Raw genomic sequence first — 11,362 nt, 5'->3', positions numbered from 1 at the left:
GCAAATAAAAAAACATTTTGAGGAACATTATTTCAAAATCTTTACAAGCCTTTATGAAAAAACCTATGAGAGAATTTATAAAAAAATCAAAAGCGGCTTGGATATTTGTATCACGCTTTTAAATGACAAAATTTACCACAAAGTTTTAAAATCCGTGGCATTACAAAAAAACTTTTTTAAAAATGCCAATAATGACCGCGTGCCTACAATGATTTACTTCATTGAGCAATACTTGGAACATTTGAACAAAGACCGACTAAACGAGCTTGACACACTCCTATATCATTATGTAGATAAAATCAAAAAAAAACACCGAAAGCATTTTCTCATTGTAACCACTGATGAACAAGAATCCACAAACTTAAAGCTTAAGATTCTACTTCAAAATGAATTATATTCTGTCAAAATCGCCTATAAACGCACGCTTTATTTTTCGCTGATTAATGAGATTACTTTTGAAAAAATCTATATTGATAGTGCGCATATTTGGGAAAGTCCCGAAGGGCTTATCCAAGAAGCAAAAGCCTTTAAAGCCAATGCCAAAACACCTTTTGAAATCTTTTCAAAAAGTGTTTCAACCAATCGTTTTGGCTTTTAGAGTGAAATTGTGAGTTTATGCTATAATCACAAATTAATTTAACAAAAGTAATACAATGGACAAAACAACAAAACAACAAAAGTCTCCTGCTAAAAAAGCACCTCTGACACAGAATCTCCGCTCAGAAAATAGCTGGGACAACACCTGCGGATTTGAATCTTTTGGATTCAAAAAAAATATTTTAAAAGGCATTCAAGAGGCTGGTTTTAGCGAACCTAGCCCGATTCAACAAGAGGCGATTCCAATTATTTTGGACGGCTTAGATGTTATTGCACAAGCACAAACAGGCACAGGCAAAACGGCTGCTTTTGGGCTGCCCCTTATCAACAATCTAAAGCACAATGGCGAAATTGAAGTTTTAATCGTTACACCCACACGAGAGCTTGCAATGCAAGTAGGAGATGAAATCTTTAAACTAGGAAAATATGGCAAAGTTCGCACCGTCTCTCTTTTTGGTGGGCAACCCATTCGCCGACAACTTGAGTTGTTAGAAAAGCGACCTCAAATCATCATCGCAACACCCGGACGATTGCTAGACCATTTACGCAATGAACGACTTAAAAACTTTTCCCCTAGTGTTGTTGTGCTAGACGAATCAGATGAAATGTTGGATATGGGATTCTTAGACGATATAGAGGAGATTTTCACCTATCTTTCTAATGCGCGTCAAACCCTGCTATTCTCTGCTACTATGCCCACGCCGATTAAGCATTTAGCTCAAAAGATTCTCAACAATCCAAAACTTATCAAGGTTACTCCAGAAGATGCTACGAATCAGGATATTTCTCAAAGATACTACATCATCAATGAAAGCGAACGCGAAGACGCAATCGTGCGCTTAATTGATAGCGAAATACCAAGTAAAGCGATTATTTTTACACGAATGAAAAAAGAAGCGGACATCTTATCTGAACGCTTGCTCTCTCGTGGTTACAAGGCGGGAGCATTGCACGGAGATATGGAGCAAAGAGAGAGAGTGAAATCAATAAATGCCTTTAAGGATTCTAGCATTAATATCCTTGTAGCAACCGACATTGCCGCCCGTGGCTTGGATATTAGCGGAGTAAGCCATGTTTTCAACTTCCATATTCCCTTAAATCCAGAATCCTATGTGCATCGGATTGGACGCACAGGCAGAGCAGGCAAAAAGGGTATTGCAATCACGCTTGCCACGCCTTTGGAATTTAAAGAAATCCGAAGAATCAAAGAGAACACCAAAGCAAGCATTGAACTCTATGAGATTCCAAGCATTCAAGACACAATGGACAAACAAGATTCTAATTTGCTAGACAAAATCTTAAAACACCCCATTAGTGACGACGCTTTGCGAATTTATGAGCAAATCCGCTCCCACACAGATATTACGCAACTTGTCTGTAAGCTTCTTTCTATGGTTTTGCAAGATTCTAAAGTGCTAGGACCAAACAAAATTGGTTTAAATAAAAAAGATTTAAAGAATCTACAAATACAACTTGAAAACGGGGGACGCAAAAAGCCTACAATAAACAATAGAAAGAATGAAAGAAGTGAGAGAAAGAATAAAAATAAAAACGGCTCTAAAGAAAATAAACATCCAAGATTCCAAAAATCCTCCAAAGAAAACGATTGGAATTTTCAAGAATCCCATAAAGAAAGCTCAAAAAAATCCCAAAGTAAAAATCAACGCAATACGCGCAAAACTTCAAATCAAAACTTCAAATCAAAAAACACCAAAAATCCAAGCAGGAAATGACAATGGAGTTTCAGCCTTATCCTTTTGAAAAGTTAAACTCGCTCATTTGCGGAATCCAAACAAGTGGCGAACGCATTTCTTTAACGATTGGTGAGCCACAATTTAACACACCCAAAAACATTTGTGAAATCCTGCGTCAAAAGGTAGAATTTCTTAACAAATACCCAAAAACTGCGGGCGAGGGATTCCTTAAGGATTCTATGCTAAACTTTCTTGCACGTCGCTTCAATGTCGCCTTAAACCCCAATGAACTAATCCCGACTTTTGGCACACGCGAGGTGCTTTTTAACTTCCCGCAATTTTATCTCTTTGACAAAAAGAATCCTATCCTAGCACACCCCAATCCTTTTTATCAGATTTATGAGGGCGCAGCGATTGCCTCAAGAGCAAAAAGTATTTATATGAATCTCACTCCACAAAATGGCTTTAAACCTAGCCTTACAAAAGAACAAATGCAAGATTGCGATTTGGTAATTTTAAATTCTCCCAACAACCCCACAGGCGCAACTTTAAGCCTTGAGGAGCTGAAACAATGGGTAGAATATGCTTTGGAATATGATTTTTTGCTTTTAAATGACGAATGTTATAGCGAGATTTACAGCATTTCCAAGCCCACTTCCATTTTACAAGCCTGCCTAGAAATTGGCAACGAAAGATTTAAAAATGTCCTTGCGCTCAATTCTATCTCCAAACGCTCCTCCGCCCCGGGCTTAAGAAGCGGATTTATTGCGGGAGATTCTAATATTTTAAAACCCTATTTACAATACCGCACTTATGTGGGTTGTGCTTCGCCGCTCCCTTTGCAATATGCTGCCGCATTTGCTTGGAGCGAGGATTCTCACACAGAGTCTTCGCGTGCGCAATATGCCAAAAACCTACAACTAGCCAAAGAAATCTTAGGAGCTAAAATCCCAAATCTTCGTGTTCCAAACGAGACATTTTATGTATGGCTACCTGTGCAAAATGACTTAGAATGGACAAAAAATCTCCTTATGAAAGAAAATATCTTGGTTTTACCGGGTAGCTTCCTCTCAAGGAAAAATAACAAAGGAGAGAATCCTGGTGAGAATTTCGTGCGTCTTGCGCTAGTTTATGAAGAATCTATCCTTAAAGATGCACTTTTAAGGTTGCAAAAGTGGCTCTAAATGGCAAAAAAATCCATTTTATTGGGATTGGTGGAATTGGAATCTCTGCGCTTGCAAAGTTTTTGCGTGCGCAAGGTGCAGAAGTTAGCGGTTCAGACATCACAGAGGGTTGCGTAACCAAAGAATTAAAGCAAATCGGAATCAAAGTCAGCATTCCCCACACAAAAGACGCAATTTGCAAGCAAGACTTAGTAATTCACTCGGCAATTATCAAGCCTGAAAACATAGAGGTGCAAGAAGCACACAAACAAGGAATCCCTGTGCTTTCTCGCAAGGAGTCGTTAAAAATGATTTTGGGCAACAAAGAAGTTTTTGCTGTCGCGGGAGCACACGGCAAAAGCACGACAACAGCAATTTTAAGCGCGATTCTCAAAGACGCAAGCGCACTCATTGGCGCAGAAAGCAAAGAGTTTCACTCCAATACGCGCGCCCTAAAAAGTCATCGTGTCATCTTTGAAGCGGACGAATCAGACAAAAGCTTCTTAGAATGTAACCCTTTTTGCGCGATTGTTACCAATGCAGAACCAGAGCATATGGAAACTTACGCACACGACTTAAGACAATTCCACAAAGCCTACAAGGATTTTCTAAAGCTTTCCAAACTCTGCATTATCAACGCAGAGGATTCCTTTTTGGGTTCTTTGGAGGATTTGGGCAATCATTGTATTCGGTTTTATCCAAGTCAGGATTTGCGCTCTATTTCTTACTTTGTAGAAAATGGAATCCCAAAAACACAATTCCACCTTGTATGCGAAGGTAAAGACTATGGTGAGTTTAGCGTGTATGGATTAGGAGAACATATCGCGATTGACGCGTCTTTAGCGGTTTTAGCCGCTGCGCAGATTCTACCACTTGAAGAAATTTCTAAAAATATTCAAAACTATTGCGGAATCAAAAAGCGATTTGATATTCTTACACACAGCCCGTGCGTAATTGTTGATGATTATGCACACCACCCAACTGAAATTGCCACCACAATTAAAGCCTTACAAAAATACCAAGAGCTTACCGATATTCAGCCTCTCACTGCGATTTGGCAACCCCATAAATACTCACGCATTGCAGATAATCTACAAGGCTTTGTGGATTGTTTTGCAGGAGTAGATAAGCTCATCATTTTACCTGTTTATGCAGTAGGAGAGCCTGCGATTCCTATTGACTTTCCAACACTTTTTGCGAAATACCAACCTCTTTTCGTGGATTCTATTGTGCGCAAGGGAGATACACTTTTGCTTATCAAAGACAATCAAACTCTAGAATGCCTAAATAATGGAATCCTTGTAGGCTTCAACGCGGGTAATCTTACTTATGCACTTAGGGGTGGAATCTAATGCGTTTTTGGATTCTTTTTATTATCTTTCTTGCACTTTTGGCATTTCTAGCACAAATTCTTTCTAAATTTCATCTTATTACCCGCAAAATGCGCATATACATCGGTATTTTCTTTCTATTGATTGCAACAAGCATTGGAATCTTTACCTTTTTTCAAGACCAAAAAGAAGATAAAATCAATGAGTTAGCACAACTTTTCTTGCAAGGTAAAAATCTTGTTTGTCAAATTGGTGCGCAAAATATTGAAACCAATCGCACGACTTTTAACTTCATTAGTGGCACTTTAACGCTTATGGGGAAAGAAAACAGCGATTATCACCGCAAAACGATTCCGCTTAAATCTTGTAAGCTTAATAATGCAGAATCTCATTAAACAACTAGATTTGGAGGGCTTTCTAAAAAGCTTTGAGGGCTTTTTGGCTCGCCCAAAAGAATTGTTTTTGCAAGGAGATAGCAAAATCCACTTGCGCTATATTCAAGCCTTAGAAACACTACATTTTACGCCTCCAAAGCCTGTCCAAAACCTAGAATCACAACTTGCGCTTTTAAAAAAATTTGGGTTTTTAAAGCTAGAAGAAATTTTTGAATTTGTGAAAATTATCCGCTATTTTAATTACCTAAAAAGCCTCAAATGCGAGGGAATCTTGGGCGAATGGTTTAGTCAAATTCTTATTCCTAATTCTCTCTTAGAAGTTTCTAAGTCCTTTTTGGAAAATGGCAATTTAAAAGAAGGAATTTACCTAGAATTGGATTCTATCAATGCGGCAATTGAATGCATCAAAAGAGAAACTTCGCAAACCCTAAACCAAATCCTTAATCAAAATAAGCTGAATCCCTACCTTGTAGATAGGCAAATCCATTTGATTAATGGGGAAGAATGCCTGCTTTTAAAGGCGGGATTCCATCATATTTTAAAAGGACAGATTCTCAATCGCTCTGCATCTGGGTTTTTCTATGTTCTCCCTCAAAGTATCGCCCATCTCAAAGACAAGCATAATGAGCTAAACAACAAAAAAGAAGAGCAGATTTTCTATCTCTGTCGCGAAATTTCTAGCTTACTTACCAAACATCTCTTGTTTTTAAACTTCATCAACAAAGAATTTGACCGCTTTGATAACTATCAAGCGAGATTGCATTTCGCTCGCGCCAAGAGTTTGGAATTTTTAGCACCCAAGTCGGATTCAACTATTATTTTGAATGAATTTCGCCACCCTGCTTTAAAAAATCCCAAATCCGTAAGCTTAGAATTTAAAGAACAAATCTTGATGATAACAGGCGTCAATGCGGGCGGAAAAACTATGCTTTTAAAATCTATTTTAAGTGCGGCTTTTTTGGCAAAACATTTAATCCCACTTCCTATCAATGCACACAAATCTAGCATTGGCAATTTTAAAGCTTTAAACCTTATTTTAGAAGACCCACAAAATAGCAAAAATGATATTTCAACCTTTGGTGGCAGAATGCTGCAATTTAGCAAAATCCTTAGGGAAAAAGAGGGATTAATCGGCGTAGATGAAATAGAGCTTGGCACGGATAGTGATGAAGCCGCGAGCCTCTTTAAGGTGCTACTAGAAAACCTTATGCAAAAAGGAAGCAAAATCATCATCACGACACATCACAAAAGGTTAGCGGCTCTTATGGCTGGAGATTCTCGCGTGCAACTCCTTGCGGCACTTTTTGATGAAAAGCGCGAAATGCCAACCTTTAGCTTCCTAAGCGGAACAATTGGTAAATCTTACGCCTTTGAAACAGCCTTGCGTTATGGAATCCCAAAATCTCTCGTTAATGAAGCAAAGATTCTCTATGGCGAGGACAAAGAAAAACTCAATGCACTGATTGAAAATTCCTCTAGGTTAGAGATGAAGCTACAAAGTGAAATCGCAAAAGCCAAACAAAAAACCGCAACCTTAGAGCAAAGAATTATCCATCTAAAGGACAAAGAAGAAGCCTTAGAACAAGCATTTTTAAAGCGTCAAAAGGAATTAGAATCCTCTTACACAGAAGCAATCAACGCTGCCAAAGCAGCAATCAAAGAGCAATCCCCACAAGCAATCCACCGCCAAATCAGCTTTGCAAACAAGCTTTTAAATGCAGCTAAAAATACAAACTCTAAAGAATCGCAACCCACACAAACAATGCAAGCCTTTAAGGTTGGTGAATCTATCAAATATCGTCATCATCACGGAACAATTTTGAGCTTACACAAGAACAAGGTGCGCATTGAGCTAGAGGACGGAATCAAGATAGAAGTTTCCAAAAGAGAGATTAAACCTTATGGCAATGCACCCAAGCCTCCACAGACCAAAATTCAAGTTCAAGCTCCCCAAAATGCAAGTGTTGTGCTTGATTTGCACGGATTAAGAGCCGATGAAGCAATAGAAAAACTAGAGGAGTTTATCTCCAATAGTCTCATTGCCGGCTTTGACGAAGTTTTGATTTATCACGGAATTGGCACAGGCAGACTCTCGGTAGTTGTGAGGGATTTTCTCAAATCCCACCCAAAAGTGATGGATTTCACAGACGCTCCACCCAAAGCGGGAGGTTTTGGTGCAAAAATCGTCAAACTCTAGGACTCATTGCTATAGGCTGATTTATCGGTGCAATAATTTAGCATACAGAAATCTTAATCGGCTAGGTTTCAAATTGCTTTGTTGTGCGCAGAAATTTCAAAATTTGCAAAACACATTCCAAAGAACCGCTCACCCAAAGCTCCCGGTGAAATCAAAGTGCGGATTTTAGAGCTTTGCGTCATATAATGCTCTAGCCCAAAATGCGCAATATACCATTCGCACATCTTATCCAATCCCATATCCACAAGTGCGCGATTCTGCACACAAAAGAAACATTCCCTCCCACCAATACGCAAAAATGCCTCACGCCAAAGTGCAAAATTCACATCATAAGTCAAATCCGCTTTACCAAACAATCCTAAAAGTGTGGAATCGCAAAGCTTAGAAGCGGGATTTGGAAAGAAATTTTGCGTTTGATGCTGTGCATAAAGTCGTAGCGAAAAGGTATTTCTAGCCATAAGCGCACCATAATCAAACCCCAAAAACAACCATTTGGGTGCAACTTGCGCAAGATTCTCTACAAACTCAAATGCGCCAAGCGGAATCTCTCCAATCTCCACATTAAAAGCCTTTGCAAGCTCTAAAATTTCTGCATTAATTTCCTTAAAAACCAACTCCCCACCCTCTACAAACGCCATTTCTCCTTTGAAAACTAGCTCGCAAGCAAAAGCGTCCAAAAGCTCATTGCTTACAAACAATGCAACCTCTAAGCCACTGAAATCTTCTAATTTTGTTGCGGTTTGCAACTCCATTCTAAGTCTTTGGTGAAAATTCTCCTTTTGGATTCTTTGCAATTCGTTTAAGGGTTCTAAGGTCCAAAATTCTACATTTTCTTCCCCTTTTAAGTGCAAAAACTCTGCAATGTCTGCGATTAAATCACCTTTTTCACTGCCAATTTCTATGATTGCGATTCTACCCTTTTGCGTCTTTAAAATCTCTTGCAAATAAAACCCCAAAGTAAAGCCAAAAAACTTTCCTACACTCACATTGGTATAAAAGTCTCCTGTCTTACCCACACGCACTTTGCGATAATAACCCTCCTCGCCATAAAGCCACATTTGCATAAACTCACCAAAGCTTTGTGATTCCATTGCAATGCCTCCTTGTGTAAATGAGCTTAATTTATGGCTTTTTATACAACGCACTCTCAAGCTTTGTGATTCCATTTTCTCCACAAACGCGACAGTTTGGATTGCGTTTGATAGCAATTTTGCGAAAATCCATTGAACGAACATCGCAGGTAAGCAGCTTGTCAAAAAGCGGCTCTCCGACACCTGCAATAATCTTAATCACCTCCGTAGCTTCCAACACACCAAACAACCCAGCCACAGCTCCTAGAATCCCTACACTTGCCCCTGTAGGCATTTCTCTCTTTGGTGGGGCGTCAAACAAGCAAGTATAACACGCACTCACTCTTGGCTTCACGCTCATCACCTGCCCGCTGAAATGCAAGGCACTTGCGCGAACCAAAACTTTTCCAAACAACACGCACGCATCATTGATAAGAAACTTGGAGCTAAACGCATCTGTGGCTTCAACTACCAAATCATAACCCCTTATCACCTCTTGGATATTTTCTACATTCAGATGCTCTTTGAATACTTGCAAATTCAAACTAGGATTAAGTGCTTTAAGTTTCTCATAGGCAGAATCTGCCTTATTCTTGCCCAAATCCTGTGTATTATGCAAAATCTGTCTTTGCAAATTGCTTAAATCCGCTACATCGCCATCGCAAATGCCAAGATTTCCTACTCCCGCTGCGGCTAGATAATAAAGCACACTAGAACCAAGCCCACCTGCTCCTATGACAAGCACATGGGAATTTTTAAGTTTTGTTTGCCCCTCTACTCCGATTCCGCTTAATAAAATGTTGCGGTTGTATCTCTCTAAGTCTTCTTGATTTAATTCCATTAATTTTCCTTAAATTTTTGATTCCAAATTTCAAGCGCAAACAAACTCCATAGCATTTTTGCGCGTTTTTCTCTAGGATAGTTATAAGACGCATTACAAAGCGATTCTATCCTATTTTTAGGCAAAAATATTTGTGCAATTTGGGGTGCTTGCAAAGTATCCAAAACAAGCTCTTTTAGCTCTCCCTCTATCCACGCACTAAGCGGCACTTCAAAGCCTCTTTTAGGAGCTTGAACGACTTTCTTATCTAAATACTTTTGCGCTAGCTTCCTAAGCAAATATTTTGTCGTCTTACCACGCACCTTTAAATTATCTTCTAAAGTCGGCGCAAATTCCACCAATTCCTTAGACAGAAAAGGTGAACGCGCTTCCAAAGAATGCGCCATTGTCGCAATATCCATTTTGGGTAATAAATCACACAAAAGCAAATTTTTTGCGTCCAAGAGCAACATCTGTGCAAGGGGAGAATATCCACCCTTGAACATTGATTCCACTTCCCTTTGAAAAATATTGAATGTCTCACTCCTAAAAGAATGGAATCCTGCAAAAATATCTGTGGTAGAGCGCAAATAATATTCACCAAAATTTTGCTTATACGCTCCTGCCATTTGCAAAAGACGATAAAAATAATTATAAAGGGATTGTTTCACGCTAGGCTTTGGCAATCTCCTTGCAAGTGCGCTAAAAAGCAGAATCTTTGGCAAAAGCAAATGCCCGACATATCTTCTATAACCGCCAAAGAGCTCATCTGCTCCATCTCCATTTAATACGACACTCAAATGCTCCTTTGCAGCTTTTGCCACATAAAAACTAGGAATTGCTGAACTATCAAAAAAGGGACGTCCATAAGCTTGTAGGATTTTTGGCACATCTTGAATTAAATTTGTGCTAATCGTCAAACTTTGATGCTTTGTGCCAAACTTGTGCGCAGTTCGTTCCGCAAGATACGATTCATCAAACGCAGCATTCTCAAAACGAATCGTAAAGGTGCGTAAATCAGGTTTCATTTGTGAAGCCAAAGCCACAATCAAAGAGCTATCAATCCCGCCACTTAAAAACGCTCCCACTTCCAAATCAGAAGACTCTATGCGTCGCGCAATACTTTGTTTCAATAGGCTTTCACATTGCTCAAGTGCTTCTTGCTCTTTGGTAATTTTGGGCAACTGATAGTAAGACTCTAGTTTAAAATAGGGCTTGATGCTTAATTGAAATGTATTTAAATTCAAGATTCCATAATGCGCATTAGGAATCGCAAAAACCTGTTTATAAGGAGTGCTGTCTTGATAAAAAAACCCGCTTTCTAAATAAAATTTTATCGCCTCCTCCTCTATTTCTAAAGGCATTTTAAAAAATTTCAAGATTCCACAAATCGTGTTCAACTCACTTGCAAAAACCATTTTAGATTCTTGCTTGTAATAAAAAAGCGGTTTTTTGCCCATTCTATCACGCGCAAAATAAAGCTTTTGATTTTTTGCATCATAAAGAACAAAGGCAAACATTCCATCTAGCATACCTAGACGCTCCAAAAATGCTTCCCCAAAATGCGTCCAAAGCCCCAAAAGAGTTTCTGTATCACTATGCGTTTGAAAAGCGAAGTCTAAACCCTCACGCAATTGTAGATGATTATAAATCTCTCCATTAAAGAGGAGACACAAGTCCCCGCGTTGCATTGGCTGACGCGCAAGGGTGCTTAAATCTTGAATACTAAGGCGTGCGTGAAAAAATTGTAAAAGTCCTCCTTGCGTCTTAGCTTCAAATACCCCTTTATCATCAGGTCCGCGATGGCGCATTAAGGAATAAACCTCCTCTAAAGGAATCTTGGAAAAATTTAATGCTCCAGCAATTCCACACATTTTCACTCCTTAATGCAACTGCAAAATACGCACAATATCGCCACTTGCAGTTACTTGATTAGGATAATTTGCAAAAAGCAATATTTGAATCATATTACTTTTTAGATAATGAGTGTTTAACAGCAAGGAATTTTTGCCAAAATTTATTTGCGTTAAGGATTCCTCGCCTTGTGAATCTATCCCCTGCGTATAAAAATCCCCATAAAGATAAATGGTTGTCT

General features: G+C 39.0%; 9 protein-coding genes and 1 pseudogene. 6 read left to right on the top strand and 4 right to left on the bottom strand.

The window, feature by feature from the left end; all coding sequences use genetic code 11:
* The 6 genes and pseudogenes from Q1553_RS05455 to Q1553_RS05430 all read left to right on the top strand — a co-directional run.
* A pseudogene (locus Q1553_RS05455) lies at positions 1–598 on the top strand (hypothetical protein); the annotation flags it as partial.
* A gap of 55 nt (positions 599–653) precedes the next feature.
* The gene (locus tag Q1553_RS05450; protein WP_300706662.1) at positions 654–2,330 is read left to right on the top strand and encodes a DEAD/DEAH box helicase; all 1,677 of its coding nucleotides are present in this window, start codon (positions 654–656) and stop codon (positions 2,328–2,330) included.
* Positions 2,331–2,332: 2 nt separating this feature from the next.
* Complete coding sequence (locus Q1553_RS05445; protein ID WP_115552015.1) at positions 2,333–3,475, top strand: succinyldiaminopimelate transaminase; 1,143 nt, start codon at positions 2,333–2,335, stop codon at positions 3,473–3,475.
* Positions 3,466–4,806 (top strand): UDP-N-acetylmuramate--L-alanine ligase, encoded by a 1,341-nt coding sequence (gene murC / locus Q1553_RS05440; protein ID WP_297579004.1) that lies wholly within the window; start codon positions 3,466–3,468, stop codon positions 4,804–4,806. The genes Q1553_RS05445 and murC overlap by 10 nt, the downstream gene beginning before the upstream one ends.
* Positions 4,806–5,180: a hypothetical protein gene (locus tag Q1553_RS05435; protein ID WP_115552017.1), complete on the top strand. Its 375-nt coding sequence runs from the start codon at positions 4,806–4,808 to the stop codon at positions 5,178–5,180. Before murC ends, Q1553_RS05435 begins: the two co-directional genes overlap by 1 nt.
* The gene (locus Q1553_RS05430; RefSeq protein WP_300668787.1) at positions 5,164–7,377 is read left to right on the top strand and encodes an endonuclease MutS2; all 2,214 of its coding nucleotides are present in this window, start codon (positions 5,164–5,166) and stop codon (positions 7,375–7,377) included. The genes Q1553_RS05435 and Q1553_RS05430 overlap by 17 nt, the downstream gene beginning before the upstream one ends.
* 68 nt (positions 7,378–7,445) lie before the next feature.
* Here Q1553_RS05430 and Q1553_RS05425 read toward each other — a convergent pair whose 3' ends face one another.
* From Q1553_RS05425 to Q1553_RS05410, 4 genes are all read right to left on the bottom strand, one after another.
* Entirely contained in the window at positions 7,446–8,468 is a 1,023-nt protein-coding gene (locus Q1553_RS05425; protein WP_181881662.1) for an SAM-dependent methyltransferase, read from the bottom strand.
* A gap of 31 nt (positions 8,469–8,499) precedes the next feature.
* On the bottom strand, positions 8,500–9,288 hold the full coding sequence (locus Q1553_RS05420; RefSeq protein ID WP_300692114.1) for a HesA/MoeB/ThiF family protein: 789 nt from the start codon (positions 9,286–9,288) through the stop codon (positions 8,500–8,502).
* Positions 9,288–11,141 carry an asparagine synthase (glutamine-hydrolyzing) gene (gene asnB, locus Q1553_RS05415; protein WP_300668779.1) on the bottom strand — a complete coding sequence of 618 codons (1,854 nt, stop codon included), beginning with the start codon at positions 11,139–11,141 and terminating at the stop codon, positions 9,288–9,290. The genes Q1553_RS05420 and asnB overlap by 1 nt, the downstream gene beginning before the upstream one ends.
* 9 nt (positions 11,142–11,150) lie before the next feature.
* The coding region (locus Q1553_RS05410; protein ID WP_300842797.1) for a hypothetical protein at positions 11,151–11,362 on the bottom strand (212 nt) is incomplete at its 5' end.

Source organism: Helicobacter sp. UBA3407 (assembly GCF_949747025.1).
GTDB lineage: Bacteria > Campylobacterota > Campylobacteria > Campylobacterales > Helicobacteraceae > Helicobacter_D > Helicobacter_D ganmani.
The sequence above is the reverse complement of the archived record's forward strand: the minus strand, read 5'-3'. Positions and strand labels throughout refer to the sequence as shown.

Excerpts from the sequence above, each read along its gene's own strand:
- Q1553_RS05450 (WP_300706662.1), top strand. The coding sequence starts at position 654 with ATGGACAAAACAACAAAACAACAAAAGTCTCCTGCTAAAAAAGCACCT.
- Q1553_RS05445 (WP_115552015.1), top strand. The coding sequence starts at position 2,333 with ATGGAGTTTCAGCCTTATCCTTTTGAAAAGTTAAACTCGCTCATTTGC.
- Q1553_RS05435 (WP_115552017.1), top strand. The coding sequence starts at position 4,806 with ATGCGTTTTTGGATTCTTTTTATTATCTTTCTTGCACTTTTGGCATTT.
- Q1553_RS05430 (WP_300668787.1), top strand. The coding sequence starts at position 5,164 with ATGCAGAATCTCATTAAACAACTAGATTTGGAGGGCTTTCTAAAAAGC.
- Q1553_RS05425 (WP_181881662.1), bottom strand. The coding sequence starts at position 8,468 with ATGGAATCACAAAGCTTTGGTGAGTTTATGCAAATGTGGCTTTATGGC.
- Q1553_RS05420 (WP_300692114.1), bottom strand. The coding sequence starts at position 9,288 with ATGGAATTAAATCAAGAAGACTTAGAGAGATACAACCGCAACATTTTA.
- asnB (WP_300668779.1), bottom strand. The coding sequence starts at position 11,141 with ATGTGTGGAATTGCTGGAGCATTAAATTTTTCCAAGATTCCTTTAGAG.